We start from the raw sequence: 22,437 nt of genomic DNA, 5'->3' as shown, positions 1-22,437 counted from the left end.
GATGGCGCTCGCAACAAAGCTCGACGCTGCGATCTGCGCCCGGACCGTCGATATTCGGGACAAAGGGCCGCATGCCGGGATTTGACGCTTCTCCTACAAAGTCCTATGCGTTTGATTGTCAGCAGCAAGGGACGCCGTGCCATACAAGCGGTGCCCAAGGGGCGGATCGGTCGCGGGCACGATTAAGTGCGCGATACGAGTAGATCATATTCAGGAGCAAAGGCGTGCAGGCCACATCCTCAATCACCCTGGCGGACCAGGGCATAAAGACCAATGCCACCCAATTCTGGAATCTGGGCACGGCGCCGCTGGTCGAAGCGGCGGTGCGCAACGGCGAAGGCATTTTGGCCAAGGACGGCCCGCTGGTCGTCAAGACCGGCAAGCATACCGGCCGCAGCGCCAAGGACAAATTCATCGTCCGCGACGCCGAAACCGAATCGACCGTGTGGTGGGGCGAAACCAATCGCGGGATGACACCGGAGCATTTCGCCGCGCTGAAGGAAGACTTCTTCAAGGCGCTTGGCGAGAAGGACACGCTCTATGTCGCCGACCTGTTCGGCGGATCGCAGCCCGAACATCGCGTGAATGTGCGCGTCATCAACGAGCGCGCCTGGCATAATCTCTTCATCCGCACGCTGCTGGTGCGTCCTACGGCCGATGAGCTGGCGGGCTTTGCGCCCGAATATACGATCATCGACCTGCCGACCTTCAAGGCCGATCCGGCCCGGCATGGCTGCCGCAGTGAGACGGTGGTCGCGGTCAACTTCACCGAGAAGCTGATCCTGATCGGCGGCACTGCCTATGCCGGTGAAATGAAGAAGTCGGTGTTCGGCATCCTCAACTATCTGCTGCCGGTGAAGGGCGTGATGCCGATGCATTGTTCCGCCAATATCGGCGCGAACGGCGACACGGCGGTCTTCTTCGGCCTGTCGGGCACAGGCAAGACGACGCTGTCCGCGGACGCCAGCCGCACGCTGATCGGTGACGATGAACATGGCTGGTCGGACACAGCGGTCTTCAATTTCGAAGGCGGCTGCTATGCCAAGATGATCAACCTGTCGGCGGAGGCCGAGCCGGAGATCTTCGCCACCACCAAGCGGTTCGGCACGGTGCTGGAAAATGTCGTGATCGACGAGGAGACTCGCGAGATCGACCTGGACGACAATAGCCTGGCCGAAAACAGCCGCGGTTCCTATCCGATCGACTTCATCCCGAATACGTCGGAAAAGAATCTGGGGCCGGTGCCCAAGAACATCATCTTCCTGACGGCGGATGCTTATGGCGTATTGCCGCCGATCGCGCGGCTGACGCCAGAACAGGCGATGTATCATTTCCTGTCCGGTTACACTGCGCGCGTCGCGGGGACCGAAATCGGCGTGACCGAGCCGACCGCAACCTTCTCGACCTGCTTTGGCGCGCCCTTCATGCCCCGTCATCCCAGCGTCTATGGCAATCTGCTCAAAGAGCGGATCAACAAGGGCGGCGTCACTTGCTGGCTGGTCAATACTGGCTGGGCCGGCGGCAAGGCAACGATGCCGGGCATCAAGCGGATGCCGATCAAGGTGACGCGCGCGCTGCTGAACGCGGCGCTCGACGGCAGCCTGAACGAAGCGGAGTTCCGCACCGATCCGAACTTCGGCTTCGACGTGCCGGTGGCGGTCAATGGCGTGGAGCCCACCATCCTTGATCCGCGCGCGATGTGGGCGGACAAGCAGGCCTATGATGCGACGGCGGCGACGCTGGTGAAGGCGTTTGTGGATAATTTCGCCCAGTTCGTGGACCATGTCGATGATGGTGTGCGCGAAGCGGCGCTGGTCGCCGCCTGATCCGCAAAGCATCGCAGAACAAAGAGCCGGGGGAGCGATCCTTCCGGCTCTTTTGCTTTTGGGCGCGCGTCGGTGGTGCTATGATGGCCGCCAATCTGATTTGCGGGAGTGCACGACATGTTCGAGAATCTGATCGGCAAGATGGGTGGTCTGGAAGCGATCGCGGCGCAGATCGGCGTGACGCCCGAACAGATGCAGGGCCTGATGAGCGAGATCAGCGCCAAGATCGGATCGGGCGAAACCAGCGTCTCGGCGCTCGCCGAAACCGCCGCCGAACATGGCGTGTCGGCGGACAAGCTGCAGGCGTTGCTGGGCACGTTCGGCGGACCGGAAGCGATCCTGGGCAAGCTGGGCGGCTTTTTCGACAAGGATGGCGACGGCAATCCGCTTAACGAACTGGGCGGCATCGCCAAGGGCCTGTTCGGCTGACATCCGGGCGGAAAGGGCTCGCTTTGCGCGGGACAAGTTTTTTGGCCTTGCCTTGGCTTTGCCGACGGGCCATGCGCGGATGAGGTTATTATTGCGAATGATCCGCAACTGGTGCCGCTTCGGCCGGCGCCCGCGCAATGCAAGGATAAGGTCTTGACCGACGTGACGATCGAAAAGCCGGTATTGGAACCCACCGGCGCACTTTCCGTGGAAACCGTGTTGTCGGTGAAGCATTGGAACGAGCATCTGTTCAGTTTCCGCATCACGCGGCCCGCCAGCTTCCGCTTCCGGTCGGGCGAGTTCATCATGATCGGCCTGAAAGGCGATAACGGCAAACCGCTGCTGCGGGCTTACTCGATCGCCAGCCCCGCCTGGGACGAGGAAATCGAGTTCCTGTCGATCAAGGTGCAGGACGGCCCGCTGACCAGCAAGCTGCAAAAGATCGAGCCGGGCGACCAGATTTATCTGGGCCGCAAGCCGACCGGGACTTTGGTGACCGACGCGCTGTTGCCGGGCAAGCGACTGTTCATGCTGTCGACCGGCACGGGGTTGGCCCCGTTCCTCAGCCTGCCGCGCGACCCGGACGTGTATGAATTTTACGAGCAGGTCGTGGTGGTCCATTCGGTGCGCCGAGTGAGCGACCTGGCGTTCCGCGATGAGATGCAAGGCAAGTGGGGCGACGACCCGCTGGTGTCCGAACAGGCGCCGGGCCAGTTCCATTATGTGCCGACCGTGACCCGCGAGCCGTTTGACGGCCATACTGCACGGATCGACAAGCTGGTCGAGAGCGGCGCGCTGTTCGAAGGGATTCCGGGACCCGCGAAGTTCGATCCTGAAACCGACCGGATCATGATGTGCGGCAGCATGGAGATGATAAAGCAGTTCGGGGCGTATTTCGAGGAACAGGGCTTTACTGAAGGCTCCAATGCGGCGCCGGGGCAGTTCGTGATCGAGCGGGCGTTTGTCGGGTAAAGCAGATTCGCAATAGAGTAGGTAGGCCGGGGGGAGCGATCCTCCGGCCTTTTTCTTGTGGGTATATAAGGTTTCTTTCCCTTCGAACGAAGTAGCGAAGCGGATAGCGCGGTGCCAGCGTTTAGCTTCGCTGAACGCAGCTTTTCCTCGTTTCTCGACTTCGCTCGAAACGAACGGATGTCCTTATACCTTGCGACGCTCCGCCACCCAGGCGTCGATGCTTTTGCCCAGCACGGTCATGGGCACGCCGCCGGCCTTGACCACAGCGTCGTTGAACAGGCGGAAGTCGAACTTGTCGCCCAGCGCGGTTTTCGCCATGGCGCGCAGGCGGATGATTTCGCCATGGCCGACCTTGTAGCCGCAGGCCTGGCCCGGCCAGGCACAGTAGCGATCCACTTCGCCCTGGACATCCTCGACGGTCGAGCCGTTGGTGGTGGCGAACCAGTGGATCGCCTTGTCGCGGGTCCAGCGCTTGGCGTGAAGGCCGGTGTCGACCACCAGGCGGCAGCAGCGATAGGCGATCGATTGGAGATAGCCCAACCGCCCGGCGATATCGCCGTCATAGGCGCCCAGTTCGTCGCCCAGCTGTTCGGCATAGAGCGCCCAGCCTTCGCTATAGGCGTTGAAGGCGAGCAACGAGCGGATCAGGGGGAGTTTGTAGGTATATTCGCCCTGCCAGATATGGCCGGGTATCCCCTCATGATAGCAGAGCGTCGGCAGGCTGTAGCGAGGCCAGATGCTGGTGTCGCGCAGGTTGATATAATAGTTGCCGGGGACCGATCCGTCGATCGACCCCGCGCCGGCATAGGCGCCGGGCGCGCCCGCTTCGATCTCCAGCGGTACGCGCTTGACGATGAGTTTTGCGGGGACCAGCGTGGCGAAGGCGCGGGGCAGGCGGGTGCGGATGTCGGCGAGGCGGCCGTCGATGAAGGACAGGATCTGCTGGCGGCCGGCGTCGCTGTTGGGGAACAGATAGCGCGGGTCTTTGCCCATCGCGGTCATGCGTTCGCCCACGGTGCCTTTGGTCATGCCGAGTTTGGCGAGCAGGCCGTCCATTTCGGACTGGAGGGCGGCGAGCTGGTCCAGGCCAAGTTGATGGACCTCCTCCGGGGCCATGGTCGTGGTGGTCCCGGCTTTGAGCGCCCAAGCATAATAGGCCTCGCCCTGCGGCAGTTTCCAGACGCCTGCATCCATCGTCGCGGTGGCGCGCTGGCGGGTAAGTTCGGCGACCTGAGCGGCGAGGGCAGGGGCAACCCGATCATGGACGATGGCCTGCGCCTTGGCGGCATAATCGCCGGGCATGTCCTTTGTGCGGCGGCCGAGCGAGGCGACCGGCACCCACTGGTCCAGCGGGAGCGCCTGCACCGCCTGCATCTGGCCCAGTGTCTTGTCGAGCAGGAAGGCGGGGGCGGTGACGCCGATGCCGGCATCATGTTTGAGCCGATCGGTTTCGCCGCCCAGGTTCGCGGCATAGGCGGACAGGCGAGCGAGATAGGCGTCGGCGTCCGCCGTGTCCTTGATGACGTGGTTGCTGTCGAGGAAATCGGGGGTTTCCACGAAGCTGCCGGTATTCTGGGCGACCGCATAGGGGCTGTTGCGGTAGGACCAGTTGCTGTTCATGATCGCCATGTCGCCGAAGGGGAAGGCAAAGCCCCCCGCCGCGGTTTCATGGGCGGTGCGCACCACTTCCACGTCGATGCGGGTTGCGGGCGAGAGCGGGGCGAGATCGATGCCGCGCAGCCGGGCGAGGCGGTCCTTTACATGGGCGGCAATCTGCGCCTGTCCGGCGGGGGTCTTGTTGCCAAGGCGGCTTTTGAGGGGGGCGCGTGCGCCGGTGTCGAGGCCAAGGCCGCTGGCGGTTTCCGGGGCGTCGGCCAGCATCGCTTCGGCCATGTCGGCGAGCAACGCCTGCGCCGCGGCGTCCGGGCCGGCGACGGCGGCGCGGGCGGGGAGAGCGGACAGGGCGAAGGCGGAAGCGCCGGCGGCGAGCAGATCGCGACGGGTGGTCAGCATGGGGGCGGGGGTCTCCGGTGGATCGTGGCGACCAGCTTGGCATATTTCGCGGCGGAAATGCCATCTTATTTCCGGCTTATTTCCGGGTCGTGACCGCTGCGACGGCAATGCGAAGCCTGCGAAGTTCACACCATTGTGGCCGACGCGTTACTGCGGGCTACGGACCCTTCGCGCCGATTTCGCAAATAGGAGATTTTGCGAAGTCGGCGCGCGCAGGCGCGCGCGGGGATGGACTGACGGTGGGAAAGAGCAGGTGGTATTGTGGCATGGGTTGGCGGATGTAGGACAGAGGGATTGATCGCCCTTGCGGATTGACCTGAGCAGGTTACGGATATATGTCTGTATGTAACTACATAGGGACATGCCAATGACCGCTACCTTTACCAGTAGAGAGTTTAATCGCGATCCCGGCAGCATCAAGCGGGCGGCCCAGTCCGGCCCGGTGTTCATCACTGACCGCAACAAGCCATCGATCGTCGTGCTGGCGATCAAGGACTATGAGCGGCTGGCGGGGCACGGCGCATCCTTGTTCGACGTGCTGATGCCGCATGACGACCAGGATTTCGATTTCGATCCGCCCAAGGCGCAGATCGCATCGCGCCCGGCTGAGCTGGATTGATGTTCCTGATCGACACCAACGTCATTTCCGAAAGCCGCAAAGTCCGGTCGGGACGCGCTGCGCCGCAGGTCGTGGACTGGCTCAAGGCGACGGACCCAAGCACGACTTTCCTTTCAGCAATGACCCTGTTCGAGCTGGAACTGGGCGTGGTGCGGGTAGAGCGGCGCGATGCGGCGCAGGGCGAGAATTTGCGGCGCTGGCTCGATCAGATCGTCAAGCCGGGCTTTGCAGGCCGCGTACTGGCGATGGACGGCGCGGTCGCGGTCACCTGCGCAGCGCTGCACGTTCCCGATCCGGTGAGCGAACGCGACGCCTGGATCGCGGCGACAGCGCTGGTCCATGGGCTGACACTGGTGACGCGCAATGGGCGGGATTTTGACGGGACGGGGGTGAGTATTGTCGATCCCTGGGCGGGGTTAACGGGGCGCTGACGACCAAAGTCTCTCGACAAATGGAGCAATTGCATCGACGCTTTGCCCATGGATTTCATGAAGATCATCGAGTCCCTCGACGAGGCGCTCTATACGGTCATGGGGTGGCTCATTTTCTATCCCATGACTTTGTGGCGGGCGCTGGTGCGGCCGTTGCGCATGATGGCCTATGCCGATCGCGAAGTGTCCGACCGGCCCTAAGACCAATATGACGACGCCATCCGTCCGCCGCTATTCCTGTTCCTGACGCTGCTGATATCCCATGGCATAGAAACGGTCGTCGTTGGGCAAAATCCCCTGCTGGCGGATCGGCACGGGCTGGCGGCGCTGGTCGATTCGGACCTGGCGCTGCTGGCGCTTCGGATGGTGTTGTTCAGCCTTTTCGCACTGATGATGGCGGTGCGGGCGTTGCGCCGGCAGGGCGTCCGGCTGACGCATGCGAATTTGCGGCGCCCCTTTTATGGGCAATGTTTCACCACCGCGCCTTTCTCCCTGATGATCGGTATCGCGACGCTGACCCGTAGCCTGATGTCGGCAGCATGGCGGGATGCGGGGCTGATCGTCCTGCTGGTGGCGCTGACATGGTATCTGGGGGTGCAGTCGCTGTGATTTTCCAAGCGGCTGGGCATATCTCTCCTGGCTGGCTTCAGTCAGGCGCTGGTGGCGATGATGGTGGCGCTGGTCATGTTCTTCACCATCAGGCTGATGGTGGTTTGAGCAGGTGTCGCGCCGATGAAACAGGATGCGCGCAGGCATGTTATCGCAGACAGAGGAGAAGGATCATGAAGGCATCGACCATGATTGCGACCGCCATGGCAACGGTAGCGGCGGCGGCGGCGGCGATGGGCGGGGCTCAGGCGCAGACGCCCGGCGACATCAGCGACCTGGTCGGCACCCGCGTGGCCGGTGCGGAAACGGCGATGCAGTCGCGCGGCTATCGGTTCGTCAAGACGCAGACCGGCGACGATCGCAAATATGGCTATTGGTGGAACCCGCAGACCCGGCAGTGCGTGACGGTTGCGACGATGGACGGGCGATATGCGTCCATTACCACCAGCCCAGCGCCCGATTGCGACCAGCGGGCGGGCAGCCGTGACGATCGTGACGCGCGCCGGATGGAGGATCGTAGCGGCTATCAGCAACCTTATCCGCAGCGCGAGGCGCCCAGCTATTCGGGCGCGGCCGGCGCCATGGGCGGGCCGTTGCGCGTGGGAGACAATGACGTCGATCTGGGGCTTGTCTGCTTTGGCGACGGCCAGCGTCCCGGCGTCGCGACCACCTATGGCTGGTCCTGGAACAGCCGGCGCAATCGCTACGACTATGGCAACCGGACGGAAATGACGGCGCAGCAGTTCGATGCGTCGGTCATGATCCAGCTATGGGATGGCGGCGGCCGCATCAGCCTGCCCAAGAAGCTGGTCCCGCCGATCAATTCGCGCGGGCAGGATGGCTGGTGGGACTTGTACGATGTGGATGTCCAGCCGGACATGATCCACGCCAAATATCGGCTGAATGGCCTCAACAAGCCCAGCGTCACCATCGACCGGCGCAGCGGGCAGATCAGCATCCATGGGCTGGACCCTTATGCGTTCCGGGGATCGTGCGACCTGATCGATGGCAAGGATCATCGCCGCTTTTGAGGGAGGGGGAGGGCTTAAAGCCCTTCTACCAGCAGGATTGTGCCATCGACACCGATGACGCGGACGCGCGCGCCCATCGGCGTGTCGGGTCCGGTCGCGCTCCAGACGCTGTCGCCCACCTTCACCCGGCCTTCGCCGCCGACGATCGGTTCCGCCACGATCACGCTATGGCCGATCAGGCGCGCGGCGCGATCGTTGAGGAGGGGGTCGGTGGAGGCGACGGGATTGTCCACATACCAGCGGCGGCCGGCATAGACCGCCGCGATGCTGAGGGCCGCGAACAGCAGGAACTGGAGCGGGAGCGCGATCGGTAAGGCGAGCGCGACGAGACCGGTTATGGCTGCGGCGATGGATATCCAGATCAGGAAGACGCCGGGGATCATCACCTCCGCTATGCCGAGCAGGGCCGCGAAGACCAGCCAGCCCCAATGATCCTGGATGAGGGAGAGGGTGGCGGTCATGGGTGGAGGCTCCGACTATGCGCTGGCGACGTCGATTTAAAGGACGTCGCAGCGATGCGGAGAAGGAAGGGAAGAGGCTTCGACAGGCTCAGCCGGTCCTTCGACAGGCTCAGGACGAACGGGCGGGTGTGTGTGACCACGCCTGTCACCCCTGGCTCTGGCCGAAGGGGCCGCGGCGGGGCGGGGCGGCCGGCGGGGTGGGGGTGCCGGCGTCGCCCAGCGCGTCCTTGGCGAGTTGGCCGATGCCGCCCAGCGTGCCGATCAACTGGGTCGCCTCGACCGGGAAGAGGATGGTCTTGGCGTTGGGGCTGGTGGCGAACTGGCTGACCGCCTCAACATATTTTTGCGCGATGAAATAGTTGAGCGCCTGCGGGTTGCCCGCGCTGATCGCGTCCGACACCATCTGGGTCGCTTTGGCTTCGGCCTCCGCTTCGCGCTCGCGGGCTTCGGCGTCGCGGAAGGCAGCTTCGCGGCGGCCTTCGGCTTGGAGGATCTGGCCCTGCTTTTCGCCTTCCGCGCGCAGGATTTCCGCGGCGCGGGCGCCTTCGGCATCCAGGATGTTGGCGCGCTTTTCACGCTCCGCCTTCATCTGGCGCCCCATGGCGTTGACGATGTCGGCGGGCGGGCGGATGTCCTTCAATTCGACGCGGGTGATCTTGATACCCCAGGCGTTGGTCGCATGATCGACCACGGAGAGCAGGCGGGCGTTGATCTCGTCGCGTTTGGACAGGGTTTCGTCCAGGTCCAGCGACCCCATGACGGTGCGCAGGTTGGTGGTGGCGAGTTGCATGATCGCGACATAGAGTTCGGAGACTTCATAGGCGGCCTTGGCCGGGTCCAGCACCTGGAAGAAAACCACGCCGTCGACCGACACCATGGCATTGTCCTTGGTGATGATCTCCTGCCCCGGAATGTCGACGACCTGTTCCATCATGTTGATCTTGCGACCGACCGAATAGAAAAAGGCGGGGTAGAAATTGAGGCCGGGCTTGGCGACTTCGGTAAAGCGGCCGAAGCGTTCGATCGTATATTGATAGCCCTGCCGCACCACCTTCACGCTGACCGCGAGGTAGAAGAGGACGAGGCCCGTGAGCGTCAGTGCGAAGGTCGTCAGCATCATCTTCTCCGGTGAAACAGGCTTGGACTATGCGCCTTATTCGTTAACGGGGGAAGTCAAACCAAGGAGAGTCGCCCATGTTGCTGCGCCACGCCCGATCGCTGCTGTTCCTGCCCGCGTCCAATGCCCGCGCGATCGCCAAGGCGCGGACGTTGCCTTGCGACATGGTGATATTGGACCTGGAGGATGCCGTGGCGGACGACGCCAAGGAGGATGCGCGAGCCGGTGCGATCGTGGCGTTGGGCGAGGGCTTTGGCGGGCGGATCGCGGCGGTGCGGATCAATGTCGCGGGCACGCCATGGCACGGCATGGAGATGGTGGCGGTCAAGGGGTCGGCCGCGGACTATGTCGTGCTCCCCAAGGTGGAGACGGCGCGGCAGGTCAAGGACGTCTATAGCGTGTGCGGCAAGCCGGTGATCGCGATGATCGAAAGCGCGCGCGGCGTGCTGGCGGCGGCGGAGATTGCAGCGGGCGAGGGCTGCGCGGCGTTGTTCATGGGCAATAATGATCTGCGTAAGGACTTGGGCATCCCGGCGGGCGCGGGGCGCGAGGGGCTGAGCCATGCGATGCAGGCGGTGGTGCTGGCGGCGCGGGCTGCGGGGATCGCGGTGTTCGATGGGGTGTATAACCGGCTGGACGATCTGGGTGCGCTGGAGGCGGAATGCGCGGCGGGCCATGCGCTGGGCTTCGACGGCAAGACGCTGATCCATCCGAGCCAGGTGCCGGTGGCAAACCAGGTGTTCGGGCCGGACGCGCAGGCGGTGGTGGACGCACGGCGGCTGGTCGAGGCGGCCACCGGCGGGGCGGAACGCTATGAAGGGCGGATGATCGAGACGATGCATGTCGAGGAAGCGCGCGCGCTGATCGCGCGGGCGGAGGCGGTGGGGCAATAGCGCCGACGGAGGGCGCGCGCCCTCCTATTTTCCGCTCGCCCTGACCCCTGATGGGAACGGACATCCTTGCGACGCATTGGCCGTGCGACAGGGAGTACGACATGACTTACGACGACAGGATGACCCTTTTGGCCAGGGTCGGGTTCGCGGCGCGGGGGCTGGTCTATATTCTGATCGGGTGGTTCGCGCTGGACGTGGCGGTCAATGGCGGCCAGCTCAAAGATAATCAGGGCGCGCTTGGCACGCTGGCCGCCGCGCCTTTGGGCCATGTGCTGCTGGGGATTTGTGCGGTCGGCTTTGTCGGCTATGCGATCTGGCGGTTGACGGAGGCGATCACCGACCCGGAAAATCGCAGCGGTGACATGAAAGGCCGGTTTGCGCGCGCGGGCCATGCGGTGAGCGGGATCACCCATCTGGGGTTGGCGATGGCGGCCGCGCGGCTGGCGCTTCGCCAGACAGCGGCGCAGGGCGGCAGTCCCGGCGACCAGAGCGCGGAGAGCTGGTCGGCCTGGTTACTGGCGCAGCCGGGCGGCGCGCTTATGCTGACGCTGGTGGGAATAGGCTTCTTTGCCGTGGCCGCTGCGCAGGCGATCAAGGCGTATAAGGCGCGGTTCGACGAACTGGACGGGCAGATGCCCGCGCCGCGCTATGTGCGGTGGGTGGGGCGGTGCGGCTATGCGGCGCGCGCTCTGATCTTCGCCATCATCGGCTGGTTTCTCATCATGGCGGCCACCAACCATGACGCTGATCGTGCCGGTGGGCTGGGTGAGGCGCTGAAACAATTGCGTGCCCAGTCGGAGGGAGTGGCGATTCTGAGCATCGTGGCGTTCGGGCTGGCATTGTTCGGAGTCTTCAGCCTGATTGAAGCGCGCTATCGCCGGATCAGGGTCAAGAAGCCCGGTTTCCTTTAGGCAATAGCGGCCCATTCGCCGCTGGCGTCCTTGCGGATGAGGGTGAGCGAACGGGGGTCGATCTCCGGCAATTCCTGACCAAGGTCGAAATGCCAGACATGGCCCTGGCTGATGCGCCAGTAAAGTTGCGACCCCTGGTCCAGGCCGAGCGGGCCGCAAGCGCCACGGATTTCATCCTGCGGCATCTTTGCGGCTTCGTCGGCCGGGATGTCCACCACCAGGGCGTCGGCGGGCCAGCCGGGAATGTCGGCCTTGCGCACATGGCAGCCCTGATCGTCGGCGGGGTCCGTGATGGCGGCGCGGGTGAGCGCCAGGATGGTGGATTGTGGATCGCGGCGGTCGGCCGGTGCGAAGACGACCAGAGTCGCGCCCTTTGCCTGATCGCCACCCATTGGGGATAGGGCATAGACGAGGCGGGCGAGCGGTTTGGCCGGGGCGTAGGCGAGGGCGGCGGTCTTTCCGTCGCAGCGGGCGGCGCGATAGAGCAGCCACGTGTCACCGGGCAGGGCGGTCTCGCTGACCGACCAGGCGCAGCCGTCCGGCAGCGAGGGGCGGTCGTCGGCGGGGAGCAGCGCGGCGGCGTCCGTTGGGCACAGGCCTGTGCCGGGGAGCCGGGCGGCCTTGTCGGGGCAGGTGGAAGTGGAGGAGACGGGCATGTTTTTGGGTGCCTGCGCGGTGTCGGCGGGCTGATCGGCGGGGGAGGGCGCGCAGGCGCTCAGCGATGCGAGCAGCGCGCAGAGGGGCAGGTGTCGCATCGTTGGTCCATTCCGTCCGAGAGGAGGAGCGATCAGCGGTCCCGGTGCCGCGCGGTCAGGAGATAGTTGATCGCGTCGTTGGCCGACAGGGTGAAGCCTGTGCGCGGATCGAACGTCAGCCCGCTGCTGTCGATGACGGCAAGGCCCGCTTGTTCGAGAAGGGCGGTCAATTCGTCGGGGGTGATGAATTTGTGCCAATCATGCGTGCCCTTTGGGATGCCGCCGATGCTTTCGCCGATGGTGATCATGGCGAGGCGGGACAAAGGCGTGCGATTGGGGGTGGACAGGATCATGAGACCGTCGGGGGCAAGTTTGCCCGCCAGCGCACGCACGAAGGCGGCGGGATCGGCGACATGCTCGATCACTTCCATTGAGGTGACGAGGTCGAAGCCGGTGTCGGCCATCGTTTCGACTGGCGTGGCGCGATAGTCGATGGCGAGGCCCTGGGGCGCGGCATGAGCCTGGGCCGCGGCGATATTTTCCGGCGCGGCGTCGAGGCCGGTGACGGTCGCGCCCAGCCGGGCGAGCGGTTCGGCGAGCAGGCCCGCGCCGCAGCCGACGTCGAGCGCGCGCTTGCCGGCGAGGGGACGAAAGCTGTGTGCGTCGCCCGGCCAGCGCCGGTCGATCGCGGCGCGGATGTAGCGCAGGCGCACGGGGTTGAGCTTGTGCAGCATCGCGCTGGAGCCATCAGGGTTCCACCAGTCGGCCGCCATTTCGCCGAAATGGGCGGCTTCTTTAGGGTCGATCGTGGCGGTGGCGGTGTCGGTCATGGGCGCTTGCCTTGGCTGTTTCTACACCGGCTCTACGAACGCGGCGTATTTCATGTCCTGATAGCAGGCTGTTGCAGGCGGGCAAAGCCACCTGACCCAAGGACGGTCCCGCGATTGCTTGCCATCTGCGCCGCGGCTGCTAATAGGAGCGCCGTTTGGCCCTTTTGGGACATTTTCTTTCGCAACAACGAACGGGTTCGACACAGACATGGCGCGCATCGTGATGAAATTCGGCGGCACCTCCATGGCGGGGATGGAGCGGATTCGCAATGTGGCGGCGCGCGTGAAGCATGTCGTGAGCCAGGGCCATGAAGTCGCCGTTGTGGTATCCGCCATGGCGGGCGAGACGGACCGGCTGGTCGGTTTCTGCAAGGAAGCCTCCGCGCTCTATGATCCGGCCGAATATGATGTCGTGGTCGCCGCGGGTGAGCAGATCACAAGCGGGTTGCTGGCGATGACGCTTAAGGCCATGGACGTTGATGCGCGCAGTTGGCTGGGCTGGCAATTGCCGATCCGCACGATCGAGGCCCATGCCAAGGCGCGGGTGAGCGATATCGATACGCTGGACCTGCTGGCGTCGATGCGTTCGGGCACGGTCGCGGTGATCCCCGGTTTCCAGGGCATGATGGCCGACGGCCGGGTATCGACGCTGGGCCGGGGCGGGTCGGACACGTCGGCGGTCGCGGTGGCCGCCGCGATCAAGGCGGATCGCTGCGACATCTATACCGACGTCGACGGCGTCTATACGACGGACCCGCGGATCGTTGCGCGCGCGCGCAAGCTCGACCTCGTCACCTATGAGGAAATGCTGGAACTGGCGTCGGTCGGGGCCAAGGTGCTGCAGACGCGATCGGTGGGCCTCGCCATGAAGGAGGGCGTCGTGGTGCAGGTGCTGTCGTCCTTCGACGATCCCACCCAGGACGACCTGCCCGGCACGCTGATCGTCAGCGACGTGGAACTGGAAGCCAAGCTCAAGGAAGACAAGATGGAACGTCAGCTCATCACCGGCATCGCCCATGACAAGAATGAGGCGAAGATCATCGTGACCCGCGTGCCCGACAAGCCGGGCGCGGTCGCCAACATCTTCGTGCCGCTGGCCGATGCGGCGATCAACGTTGACATGATTATCCAGAATGACAGCAAGGATACCGAAGAGACCGACGTCACCTTCACTGTCCCGCGCGCGGACCTGGCCCGCAGCGTCGATATATTGGAAGCGAACAAGGATGCGATCGGCTTCCGCCGGATCATCACCGACACCGAAGTCGCCAAGATCAGCGTCGTGGGTGTGGGTATGCGGAGCCATGCGGGCGTCGCGGCGACCATGTTCAAGACGCTGGCCGAACGCGGCATCAACATCGAGGCGATCTCCACCAGCGAGATCAAGGTTTCGGTGCTGATCGACGAGGATGAGACGGAACTGGCGGTGCGGGTGTTGCATACCGCTTACGGCCTGGATGCGCCGGTGGCATAACCGCTATTCGGCTGAGGCCGGGCTGCAAATACCACTTTTCTGCGCTTCCGGTGCTCACGTGCGTTAAGCACGCTGCGTCGGGCCGAGGCACGTGACTCGGCCCAAGGTTCTCGAAAAGCGACATTTCACCTCACGGTGGCCTTCGGCTCGCCTCGGCCTGAGCCGAATATCGGCTATGCCAGTGTTGCTCTTTACTTCGACTGTCATTCCCGCGAAGGCGGGAATCCATCTCCCGCCTTTTCGGTGGGGGATGGTTTGTGATTCTAGAGGCTAATTTATGACCCACGCTAAGCTCAATTCCCTGATGGCGCGCGGCGCTGCGTTTTTCGGGTGCGAGAGCGCGATCCTGTGCGGGGCGATGAGTTGGGTCAGCGAGCGCAACCTGGTGTCGGCAATCTCCAACGCCGGGGGCTTTGGCGTGATCGCCTGCGGGGCGATGACGCCCGAACTGCTCGACAAGGAAATCGCGGCGACCAAGGCGCTGACCGACAAGCCGTTCGGCGTGAACCTCATCACCATGCATCCGCAGCTGTTCGACCTGATCGACGTGTGCGCCAAGCATGAGGTCAGCCATATCGTGCTGGCCGGTGGCCTGCCGCCCAAGGGCAGCATCGAGGCGATCAAGCAGAAGGGTGCGAAGCTGATCTGCTTTGCCCCCGCGTTGAGCCTGGCCAAGAAGCTGGTGCGGTCGGGCGTCGATGCGCTGGTGGTCGAAGGCATGGAGGCGGGCGGTCATATCGGCCCGGTGTCGACCAGCGTGTTGGCGCAGGAGATTTTGCCGGAGATGGCGGAGCAGGTTCCGGTCTTCGTCGCGGGCGGGATCGGCCGGGGCGAGGCGATCGCCGCCTATCTGGAAATGGGCGCGGCGGGCGTGCAACTGGGCACCCGCTTTGCCTGCGCGACCGAGAGCATCGCCCACCCCAATTTCAAGAAGGCCTTCTTCCGCGCGTCGGCGCGCGATGCGATCGCCAGCGTGCAGATCGACCCGCGCCTGCCGGTGATCCCGGTGCGGTCGCTGAAAAATGCGGGGATGGAGAATTTCACCGCCAAGCAGCGCGAAGTCGCCAACCTGCTGGACGAAGGCGCGGTGGACATGATGGAGGCGCAGTTGCAGATCGAACATTATTGGGCGGGTGCGCTGCGCCGCGCGGTGATCGACGGCGATGTCGAGGGCGGGTCGCTGATGGCGGGCCAGTCGGTCGGCATGGTGACCAGGGAAGAGCCGGTCGCGGACATCATTGCGCAGCTGCTGGATCAGGCCGCCGCGGCGCTGGAGCGGCGAGTCGCCTAAAGGCTTGCGGCGAACCGAGCGTTAGGCATATTTCCTCCGCACAGAATGCACGGCATGACCGGCACATAGTCCCATCGGAGAATTTGATGTTGTCATCGCGCCGTCTTGGCCGTCTTTCCCTTGCGTCGCTGGCCGTGCTGGCGGCCTGTTCGACGCCGCCCCCGCCACCGCCGCCGGCCCCGCCGCCGCCGGTGGTGCCCACGATAAAGCCCATGCCGCCGGCGAACGCGGTCGAGGGGATGAGCATCCCCGAACAGGCGACGGACGGCAAATATCTGACCGCCAATCGCGGCGTCACGTCCAACACGGCCCTGTGGCACCTGCGCATGGGGTTGAACGTCGCGGCGCTTAACTGCGACAAATATGGCCCGGCCGCGCGCAACCAGTATAACCAGTTGCTGGCGGTGCATAAGGCGGCGTTGAACGGCGCCAATGCCGCGGTCGATCGTAATTATAGCGTGGCTTATGGCAGTTCGGGGATGGCGTCGCGCGAGCGGCTGAACACGGTCGTCTATAACTTCTTTGCGCTGCCGCCGGTCATCAAGAGTTTTTGCCCGGTCGCGGTCACGGTCGGCGCGAAGATGCTGGCGATGCCGTCGGGCCAGTTGCTGGAGGCTGCGCCGGCACTTTTGGCGGAACTGGAAAAGCCGTTCCAGGAATTTTATGCGGCCTATGCCGACTATCTGCGGCGGCTGGCCGAATGGCAGTCGCGTTTCGGCGCGACGGTGACGGTCGTGGTGTCGCCAACGCCCTTGCCGCCGCCGCCGATCCCGCCGGGCGAAGCGCCGCCCAAGGGATGGACGCCCAGCTACAAGAGCGCGCTGGAGGCGACGCCGCCGCCGTCCGACATGAGCGCGACGCCGGGTGCAGCACGGTCAGCGCCTCTGTCGGGGCCGCCCGCGCCGACCCGGACCCTGCCGGATAACAGCCAGCCTAAACTGGTGGTGCAGCCGCTGCCAACGACGGGGGAATAGTCGGCGGCCTTCGCCGTTCTTGTCTTTGGTTTGATAGGCCTTGACCCGACTGTTCCCCGGCGAAGGCCGGGGAACAGTAGCGCAGCTTTGCAATTCAGAGACTCTCAGGCGCGCGCGTCGAAGGTGGCGCGCGCGGCTTCGACCGTGTCGAGATGGCGTTCGGCCCACACCCACACGCCGCAAAAGGCGGCGCTGAGGCTGTTGCCGAGCGGGGTCAGCGCATAATCTACGCGCGGCGGCACGACCGGATGGACGGTACGGGTAAGCAGGCCGTCGCGCTCCATCTGGCGCAGCGTCTGGGTCAGCATCTTCTGGCTGATGCCGTCCACCTGCCGGCCGATTTCGGTGAAGCGCAGCGTGCCTTTTTCCTCCGGCAGTTCCAGCACCAGTAGCGTCCATTTGTCGGCGATGCGGCCGATCAGGTCGTTGACGAGCCGCTCCACCCGCGGGTCGAGTTCGGTGGGTGGTTCGGTGGCCAGATACTGTTCCGCCTGCGCAATATCGTCGGCGTGGAAGCGGGTTTGGAGCGGATTTGCCATTTCTTACCTTCGGGTGACTACAGCACTTTGCGGTGCCTACTTTCCAAAAGAGAGCATAGGTCTAAATTGCCTTTCAAGCCAATTGAAAGGAACTGACACATGCAATCGACAGGGAACACCATCCTCATCACCGGCGGCGGTTCGGGCTTTGGCGCGGCGTGGGCGCATGAGTTTCATGCGGCCGGCAATCAGGTGATCATCGCCGGGCGGCGGCAGGCGGCGCTGGATGCGGTCGTGGCCGAGCATCCCGGCATGGCTGCGATGGTCCTGGACATGGAGGATGCGGCAGGGATCGCGGCGTTCGCGGACAGGCTGGTCACGGACTTTCCGGCCCTGAACGCGGTGCTGCTCAACGCCGGGATCATGGTGGCGGAGGAGAAGATCGACCTAGCCATTGCGGAGGCGACGATCGCGACCAATCTGCTGGGGCCGATCCGGCTGGCGCACGCCCTGCTGCCGCATCTGGAGGCGCAGGCGGCATCGACGATCCTGACGGTGTCGTCGGGCCTGGCCTTCGTACCGCTGGCGGCGACGCCGACCTACAGCGCGACCAAGGCGGCGATCCATAGCTGGTCGCTGGGGCTGCGCGAGCAGTTGAAGGCGACCAGCGTGGAGGTGATCGAGATCGTGCCGCCGGGCGTGCAGACCGACCTGATGCCCGGCCATGCGGAGAATGACCAGATGATGCCACTGGCCGACTTCATCGCCGAGACGATGGCGCTGCTGCGGCAGGAACCGGCACTGGCGGAAATTCATGTCGAGCGGGTGAAGTTTCTGAGCGAAGCGACCGAGCGCGGAGACTTTGAGCAGGTGTTTGCGATGCTCAACCAGCATTGACGGTGGAGGGCGCCTTGGGCGGGAGGGGGAAGAGGGTAGCGAAGCGGTCGGCCAGCGCCTGGTCCCCCTCCACGTTCAGGGCACCCGCCATGTCGGCATAGCGCGCGCCGCCATAGAGCACCGCGACCAGCGCATTCTGGTCGCCGCTGATGATCGCATCCGCGCCCGCCGCCGCGCCGCGATCGATCCGGCAATCGCCGTCTTTGAATGTGGCGCGAAACTCCTCCTCGCCGAAACGAAAGCCAATCGTCGCGTCCATGGGGCCGATGCGGCTGCGGTCGATCATCGTGCGCATCGACAGGATCACCGACACCTGGCTCATCGGCTTGCCCGGCTCCATCGTGGGCGATCGGCAGGCCCAGCGGCCCAGCACCTGAAAGAGAATTTCCGATTCGCGGCCCCAGTCGGTCAGCTCGTAAATCTGGCTGGCGGCGGGCGGGGGCAGGCGGCGGCGGATCAGGATGCTGGCCGCTTCCAGATCCTCCAGCCTTTGCGTCAGCACATTGGCGCTGATTCCGGGCAGGCCGGCGCGCAGATCCGTGAAGCGCTTGGGGCCGAGCATCAATTCGCGCATGATCGGCATCGCCCAGCGATCGCCGATGATGTCTAGGGCATGGGCGACGGCGCATCCGTCCTGATAGGCACGTTTCTGGCTCATGGTTATCTTTTCTAACTTAATTGTTGTAATAGGTAATTGCGCGGCGCACAAAGTGCAAGCGACGAGTCGCCTTCGACAGAGACAGTGCGCCGCCACGGCAGCGTAATCGACGTGAAGAGGAGAGAGACGATGGCCTATATGGACGGTTTCGTGATCCCGGTGCCCAAGGGTAATAAGGAACGCTATCGGGAGGTCGCCGCCTATGCCGCGCCGATCTTCATCGAACATGGCGCGACCCGCGTAGTGGAATGTTGGGGCAATGACATCAAGCTGGGCAAGACCAACGACTTTCGTACCGCGGTGATTGCCGAGGAGGATGAGGAGGTCGTCTTTTCCTGGATCGAATGGCCCGACAAGGCGACCCGTGACGCCGGGGCCGAGAAGGTCATGAAAGATGAACGCATGCAGCCCAAGGAGGGCGAGGACATGCCGTTCATCGGCGCGCGGCTGATCTATGGCGGGTTCGAGGTTTTGTTGGACGCCAAGGCCTAAGGGCGCACCCATGCAGGAGGAAGACCATGACCGATATGACCGGCAAATTCTTCTGGTATGAATTGATGACCAGCGATCCGCAGGCGGCGCTGGCTTTCTATGGCAATGTCGTGGGGTGGACATCGCAGCTTTTTGGCGGCGAGCGGATCGATGATCCCTATCATGTAGTGGCTGGCAGCGCCGGGCCATTGGGCGGCGTGATGGCGATCCCGGCGGAGGCCAGGGACTGCGGCATGACGCCCTGGTGGGGCGGCCATATCGGGTCGGCCGATGTGGATGCGGACGCCGCGCGGCTGAGCGCGGCGGGCGGCACCGTGAAGCGCCCGCCCGAAGACATTCCCGGTGTCGGCCGTTTTGCGGTGATGAGCGATCCGGGCGGAGCGATCTTCATGCTGCTCAAAGGTTCCAGTCCCGAAGGCATGGAGGCCGCTCCGCCGATGGCACCGGGCCATGTCGGCTGGCATGAGCTTTACGCCGGGGACTATGACAAGGATCTGGCCTTCTATACCGGCCAGTTCGGTTGGACCCAGGGCGACGCGATGGATATGGGGCCGATGGGCAGTTACCAGCTGGTGTCGCAGACCGGGGGCACGGACTTCGCCGCCATGACGGGCGGGATCATGCCGGTCCTCAAGGACATGCCGGTTCCGGCCTGGCTCTTCTACTTCACCGTCGGCGATATCGACGCGGCGGTGGAGCGGGTGACGGCCGGGGGCGGCACGGTGCTGAACGGGCCACAGGAAGTGCCGGGCGGCGGCTGGATTATCCAGGCCAGCGATCCGCAGGGCGCGATGTTTGCCTTGGTCGGCGGCAAGGGTGGGGCGTGATGAGCAAGATTTCCCCCTGCCTCTGGTTCGACGGCCAGGCCGAGGCGGCGGCACATTATTATGCGGCGGTCTTCGGCGGGTCGGTCGATCATGTGAGCTACTATCCCGACGAGAATCTGTCGCCTTCCCCGATGGCGGGCGGCAGCGTGCTGCTGGTGGAGTTCACCCTGTTCGGGCAAAGCTATCAGGCGCTGAACGGCGGGCCGCAATTCACCTTTGACGAGGCGATATCGCTGTCGGTCGCGTGCGCAGACCAGGTGGAACTGGATCGCTATTTCGACAGGCTGACCGGCGACGGCGGGAAGGCCGGGCCGTGCGGATGGGTGACGGACAAATATGGCCTGTCCTGGCAATTGGTGACGCGCGGGATATTGGCCAATTATCATAGCGACGACAGGGCGGCGATCGCCCGCATGATGGCGGCGATGATGACGATGCAGAAGCTGGACACCGCCGCGATGCAGGCGGCCTTTGACGGAGAGACATCGTGAATGACGAGCGCCATGACCTGTCCGTCACCTGCCATATCGCCGCGCCGCGTGCGATTTGCTGGAAGGTGTGGACCGACCTGAAGGACGAATGGTTCTGCCCCAAGCCCTGGCGCGCCGAGGTGATCGAGGAGGATATGCGGCCCGGCGGGCGCAGCGCGGTGCAGATGTTCGGCCCCGACGGCGAGGAGACGGGGCCGATGGAAGGCGTATTCCTGGAGGTGGTGCCGGGCGAGCGGGTCGTGACGACCGACGCCTACGCCGTGGGATGGGTGCCGCAAACGCCGTTCATAACGGCGGTGTGGGACCTTGCCGACGAGGATGTGGACGGTGACGGCGGCACGCGCTTTACGGCGACCGCGCGCCACTGGGATGCGGAAGCGAAGGTGCGGCATGAGGCCATGGGCTTTCATCCGGGCTGGGACCAGATGATGGCGCAGTTCAAGGCGCTATGCGAGACGTCGGCGGCGAGCGCTTAAAAAACCTCCGTTCGTTTCGAGGTTACGGCGCCTTCGCCACTTCCACCGCATAGATGGCGGGCTTGCCCTCCACATTGGCGCGGTAAACCAGCCATTTGCCGTCGGGGGTAAAATGCTGGTTGGGTTCGAGGGTATAATCCTGTTTCGATAGATCGGCGAGGCGTTCGGTTACCAGATCGCCCGCCGCGATCAGCTTGTCTCCGTCCAGCGTGTCGCGGGCGCGCGGGTTGGTGTCTGCGCGGGGGTGGAACAGGCTGATATATTTGCCCTCGTCATTGCCGTCGCCCGCGAAGGCCCGGCCGTCGGGTGAACTGCTATAATGATAGCTGCCCTGGCCGGGGCGCAGCGCATACCAGCGGCGGGTGCCGCTCACCACGTCATGGCTGGCCAGCCAGCGCACGCCCATGGGTTGGATCAGGTCGTACCAGATGGTGCGACCGTCGGGCGCCCAATATTCATGGCCGGCGATTTCGCCCTGGAATGTGCGCTGATGCACTTTCGTCTTCGCGCTGCCATCGGTGCGGATGGTCCAGATGCGATCGACCTTCTGCCAGGGGCCTTCGTGGCAATACATCAGCAGGGTCGGGTCGGAGGGCGAAAAGAGGACGTGGTTGAGCCAGTCCTTCGACTGGGTGACGGTTTTGCGTTCGCCGGTGGCGATGTCGATCGTGAAGATTTCCATCGGCACGCCTGCGGCCAGGCGCCGCGCCATCCATTGTTCCTTGGCGACCGCGAAGGGCAGCGGCTTTCCGTCCGGGCCATTGGCGGCATAGGTGGGGGCGCCGTTTTTGGGATCGCGATTGCCCTGCGCGGCGATGGCGGCGGGGGGCGGCTCCAGTTCGCGATGGCCCGCGAGCAGCGTGTCGTCGGCATTGATCGAGGCGATGCGGCCGCCGGGCAGGTCGGCGACGCGGCGGCGCTTGCCGGTGTCGAGATCGACCGACCAGATGGTGGAGGCGGCTTCGTTGCCGATGGGGCTGGTGCTGTAATAGGCGACCGGGGCGCGATTGCCCACAAAGAGGAGACGGTCGATCTTTTCCTTCAGGACGAGGCGGGTGGTCCAGTTGCCGGTGTCGGCGACGCGGATACCCTCCGGCATCAGATAGATCATCCGCTTCCCGTCGGGGGTGAAGGGGTTGTAGTTGAAATAGAGGCCATAATTGCCGGGACGGTCGTCCACGCGCACGATGCGATGGCCGGTGGTGGGGTCGATCCAGGTGGCGGGTTTTGGCGGGGCGGCGGCGAGCAGCAACGGCAGCAACGCCCATCCGATCACTTTTGTCTTGCGCCGCATCCAGTCTCCATGATCCATTTTATGGAACATGGTAACGGATAGAGGGACGGTGAGCAACGCTCGCTTCCTTTTTGTTGCTGTCGACGGTCGAGAGGGGGCGGCTCTTGACCACTTGCAGAGTACCTTGTTCCCCCTCCCGCTTGCGGGAGGGGGCTAGGGGGTGGGCGTGCCCAAGGGGGCGTAGGCCCACCCCGCTGCGACTAACACGCTTCGCGCGTAAGTCTCGCTGCCCCTCCCGCTTGCGGGA

General features: G+C 64.4%; 27 protein-coding genes. 18 read left to right on the top strand and 9 right to left on the bottom strand.

Going from position 1 to position 22,437, the window contains the following annotated elements; all coding sequences use genetic code 11:
* The first annotated feature begins 224 nt into the window (after positions 1–224).
* The 3 genes from CEQ44_RS17770 to CEQ44_RS17760 all read left to right on the top strand — a co-directional run bounded on the left by CEQ44_RS17770 (position 225) and on the right by CEQ44_RS17760 (position 3,227).
* Entirely contained in the window at positions 225–1,826 is a 1,602-nt protein-coding gene (locus tag CEQ44_RS17770; RefSeq protein WP_088185637.1) for a phosphoenolpyruvate carboxykinase, read from the top strand.
* Between the two features lie 117 nt (positions 1,827–1,943).
* Positions 1,944–2,255 carry a hypothetical protein gene (locus CEQ44_RS17765; RefSeq protein WP_088185638.1) on the top strand — a complete coding sequence of 104 codons (312 nt, stop codon included), beginning with the start codon at positions 1,944–1,946 and terminating at the stop codon, positions 2,253–2,255.
* Positions 2,256–2,408: 153 nt separating this feature from the next.
* Entirely contained in the window at positions 2,409–3,227 is an 819-nt protein-coding gene (locus CEQ44_RS17760; protein ID WP_088185641.1) for a ferredoxin--NADP reductase, read from the top strand.
* 183 nt (positions 3,228–3,410) lie between these two features.
* Here the strand turns inward: CEQ44_RS17760 and CEQ44_RS17755 are convergent, their stop codons facing one another.
* Complete coding sequence (locus CEQ44_RS17755; RefSeq protein WP_088189899.1) at positions 3,411–5,240, bottom strand: DUF885 family protein; 1,830 nt, start codon at positions 5,238–5,240, stop codon at positions 3,411–3,413.
* A gap of 367 nt (positions 5,241–5,607) precedes the next feature.
* Between CEQ44_RS17755 and CEQ44_RS17750 the strand changes: the two genes are divergently transcribed.
* Genes CEQ44_RS17750 through CEQ44_RS24520 form a run of 3 tightly spaced genes read left to right on the top strand, consistent with a single transcriptional unit; the run spans position 5,608 to position 6,491 of the window.
* Positions 5,608–5,859 carry a type II toxin-antitoxin system Phd/YefM family antitoxin gene (locus CEQ44_RS17750; protein WP_088185484.1) on the top strand — a complete coding sequence of 84 codons (252 nt, stop codon included), beginning with the start codon at positions 5,608–5,610 and terminating at the stop codon, positions 5,857–5,859.
* The gene (locus CEQ44_RS17745; protein WP_217895045.1) at positions 5,859–6,290 is read left to right on the top strand and encodes a type II toxin-antitoxin system VapC family toxin; all 432 of its coding nucleotides are present in this window, start codon (positions 5,859–5,861) and stop codon (positions 6,288–6,290) included. The genes CEQ44_RS17750 and CEQ44_RS17745 overlap by 1 nt, the downstream gene beginning before the upstream one ends.
* Before the next feature lie 57 nt (positions 6,291–6,347).
* Positions 6,348–6,491 (top strand): hypothetical protein, encoded by a 144-nt coding sequence (locus CEQ44_RS24520; RefSeq protein ID WP_176400419.1) that lies wholly within the window; start codon positions 6,348–6,350, stop codon positions 6,489–6,491.
* Between the two features lie 30 nt (positions 6,492–6,521).
* Here the strand turns inward: CEQ44_RS24520 and CEQ44_RS17740 are convergent, their stop codons facing one another.
* Entirely contained in the window at positions 6,522–6,728 is a 207-nt protein-coding gene (locus CEQ44_RS17740; protein ID WP_088185482.1) for a hypothetical protein, read from the bottom strand.
* 6 nt (positions 6,729–6,734) lie between these two features.
* Here CEQ44_RS17740 and CEQ44_RS24745 point away from each other — a divergent pair, with 6 nt between their 5' ends.
* Positions 6,735–6,899, top strand: a complete 165-nt coding sequence (locus tag CEQ44_RS24745; RefSeq protein WP_176400418.1) for a hypothetical protein — start codon at positions 6,735–6,737, stop codon at positions 6,897–6,899.
* Positions 6,900–7,072: 173 nt separating this feature from the next.
* Positions 7,073–7,930, top strand: a complete 858-nt coding sequence (locus CEQ44_RS17730) for a hypothetical protein (protein ID WP_254913976.1) — start codon at positions 7,073–7,075, stop codon at positions 7,928–7,930.
* A 14-nt stretch (positions 7,931–7,944) separates the two neighbouring features.
* Here CEQ44_RS17730 and CEQ44_RS17725 read toward each other — a convergent pair whose 3' ends face one another.
* Both CEQ44_RS17725 and CEQ44_RS17720 read right to left on the bottom strand, forming a co-directional pair.
* Positions 7,945–8,391 carry an NfeD family protein gene (locus CEQ44_RS17725; RefSeq protein WP_088185480.1) on the bottom strand — a complete coding sequence of 149 codons (447 nt, stop codon included), beginning with the start codon at positions 8,389–8,391 and terminating at the stop codon, positions 7,945–7,947.
* Positions 8,392–8,536: 145 nt separating this feature from the next.
* The gene (locus CEQ44_RS17720) at positions 8,537–9,508 is read right to left on the bottom strand and encodes an SPFH domain-containing protein (RefSeq protein WP_088185488.1); all 972 of its coding nucleotides are present in this window, start codon (positions 9,506–9,508) and stop codon (positions 8,537–8,539) included.
* Positions 9,509–9,585: 77 nt separating this feature from the next.
* Between CEQ44_RS17720 and CEQ44_RS17715 the strand changes: the two genes are divergently transcribed.
* Entirely contained in the window at positions 9,586–10,401 is an 816-nt protein-coding gene (locus tag CEQ44_RS17715) for a CoA ester lyase (protein WP_088185479.1), read from the top strand.
* Between the two features lie 101 nt (positions 10,402–10,502).
* The gene (locus CEQ44_RS17710; protein ID WP_176400417.1) at positions 10,503–11,312 is read left to right on the top strand and encodes a DUF1206 domain-containing protein; all 810 of its coding nucleotides are present in this window, start codon (positions 10,503–10,505) and stop codon (positions 11,310–11,312) included.
* Here CEQ44_RS17710 and CEQ44_RS17705 read toward each other — a convergent pair.
* Together CEQ44_RS17705 and ubiG are read right to left on the bottom strand one after the other, a co-directional pair.
* On the bottom strand, positions 11,309–12,067 hold the full coding sequence (locus CEQ44_RS17705; protein ID WP_088185477.1) for a hypothetical protein: 759 nt from the start codon (positions 12,065–12,067) through the stop codon (positions 11,309–11,311). The genes CEQ44_RS17710 and CEQ44_RS17705 overlap by 4 nt on opposite strands.
* Positions 12,068–12,099: 32 nt before the next feature.
* The gene (gene ubiG, locus CEQ44_RS17700) at positions 12,100–12,837 is read right to left on the bottom strand and encodes a bifunctional 2-polyprenyl-6-hydroxyphenol methylase/3-demethylubiquinol 3-O-methyltransferase UbiG (RefSeq protein WP_088185476.1); all 738 of its coding nucleotides are present in this window, start codon (positions 12,835–12,837) and stop codon (positions 12,100–12,102) included.
* Between the two features lie 208 nt (positions 12,838–13,045).
* Here ubiG and CEQ44_RS17695 point away from each other — a divergent pair, with 208 nt between their 5' ends.
* The 3 genes from CEQ44_RS17695 (at position 13,046) to CEQ44_RS17685 (ending at position 16,576) form a co-directional block, all read left to right on the top strand.
* Entirely contained in the window at positions 13,046–14,311 is a 1,266-nt protein-coding gene (locus tag CEQ44_RS17695; protein ID WP_088185475.1) for an aspartate kinase, read from the top strand.
* A 277-nt stretch (positions 14,312–14,588) separates the two neighbouring features.
* A complete protein-coding gene (locus CEQ44_RS17690) occupies positions 14,589–15,602 on the top strand; it encodes a nitronate monooxygenase family protein (RefSeq protein WP_088185474.1) in 1,014 nt (337 codons plus the stop codon).
* 86 nt (positions 15,603–15,688) lie between these two features.
* Positions 15,689–16,576 carry a hypothetical protein gene (locus tag CEQ44_RS17685; protein WP_088185473.1) on the top strand — a complete coding sequence of 296 codons (888 nt, stop codon included), beginning with the start codon at positions 15,689–15,691 and terminating at the stop codon, positions 16,574–16,576.
* Positions 16,577–16,680: 104 nt separating this feature from the next.
* On the opposite strand, the gene CEQ44_RS17680 is transcribed toward CEQ44_RS17685, so the two are convergent.
* Positions 16,681–17,115, bottom strand: coding sequence for a helix-turn-helix domain-containing protein (locus CEQ44_RS17680; protein ID WP_088185472.1), 435 nt, complete (start codon positions 17,113–17,115; stop codon positions 16,681–16,683).
* A 99-nt stretch (positions 17,116–17,214) separates the two neighbouring features.
* On the opposite strand from CEQ44_RS17680, the gene CEQ44_RS17675 reads away from it, so the two are divergent.
* Positions 17,215–17,952 (top strand): SDR family oxidoreductase, encoded by a 738-nt coding sequence (locus tag CEQ44_RS17675; RefSeq protein ID WP_088185471.1) that lies wholly within the window; start codon positions 17,215–17,217, stop codon positions 17,950–17,952.
* Here the strand turns inward: CEQ44_RS17675 and CEQ44_RS17670 are convergent.
* Complete coding sequence (locus CEQ44_RS17670; protein ID WP_088185470.1) at positions 17,939–18,610, bottom strand: helix-turn-helix domain-containing protein; 672 nt, start codon at positions 18,608–18,610, stop codon at positions 17,939–17,941. The two genes, CEQ44_RS17675 and CEQ44_RS17670, sit on opposite strands and share 14 nt — an antisense overlap.
* A gap of 129 nt (positions 18,611–18,739) precedes the next feature.
* Between CEQ44_RS17670 and CEQ44_RS17665 the strand changes: the two genes are divergently transcribed.
* Genes CEQ44_RS17665 through CEQ44_RS17650 form a run of 4 tightly spaced genes read left to right on the top strand, consistent with a single transcriptional unit; the run spans position 18,740 to position 20,896 of the window.
* Complete coding sequence (locus CEQ44_RS17665; protein ID WP_088185469.1) at positions 18,740–19,102, top strand: DUF1428 domain-containing protein; 363 nt, start codon at positions 18,740–18,742, stop codon at positions 19,100–19,102.
* 26 nt (positions 19,103–19,128) lie between these two features.
* Positions 19,129–19,929: a VOC family protein gene (locus CEQ44_RS17660; protein ID WP_088185468.1), complete on the top strand. Its 801-nt coding sequence runs from the start codon at positions 19,129–19,131 to the stop codon at positions 19,927–19,929.
* Positions 19,929–20,420, top strand: coding sequence for a VOC family protein (locus CEQ44_RS17655; RefSeq protein WP_088185467.1), 492 nt, complete (start codon positions 19,929–19,931; stop codon positions 20,418–20,420). Before CEQ44_RS17660 ends, CEQ44_RS17655 begins: the two co-directional genes overlap by 1 nt.
* A complete protein-coding gene (locus tag CEQ44_RS17650; RefSeq protein WP_088185466.1) occupies positions 20,417–20,896 on the top strand; it encodes an SRPBCC domain-containing protein in 480 nt (159 codons plus the stop codon). The genes CEQ44_RS17655 and CEQ44_RS17650 overlap by 4 nt, the downstream gene beginning before the upstream one ends.
* A gap of 22 nt (positions 20,897–20,918) precedes the next feature.
* On the opposite strand, the gene CEQ44_RS17645 is transcribed toward CEQ44_RS17650, so the two are convergent.
* The gene (locus tag CEQ44_RS17645) at positions 20,919–22,190 is read right to left on the bottom strand and encodes an oligogalacturonate lyase family protein (RefSeq protein WP_373438200.1); all 1,272 of its coding nucleotides are present in this window, start codon (positions 22,188–22,190) and stop codon (positions 20,919–20,921) included.
* Positions 22,191–22,437 lie beyond the last annotated feature (247 nt).

Source organism: Sphingobium sp. Z007 (genome assembly GCF_900013425.1).
Taxonomy (GTDB): Bacteria; Pseudomonadota; Alphaproteobacteria; order Sphingomonadales; family Sphingomonadaceae; genus Sphingobium.
This window is presented reverse-complemented; position numbering and strand designations above follow the sequence as displayed.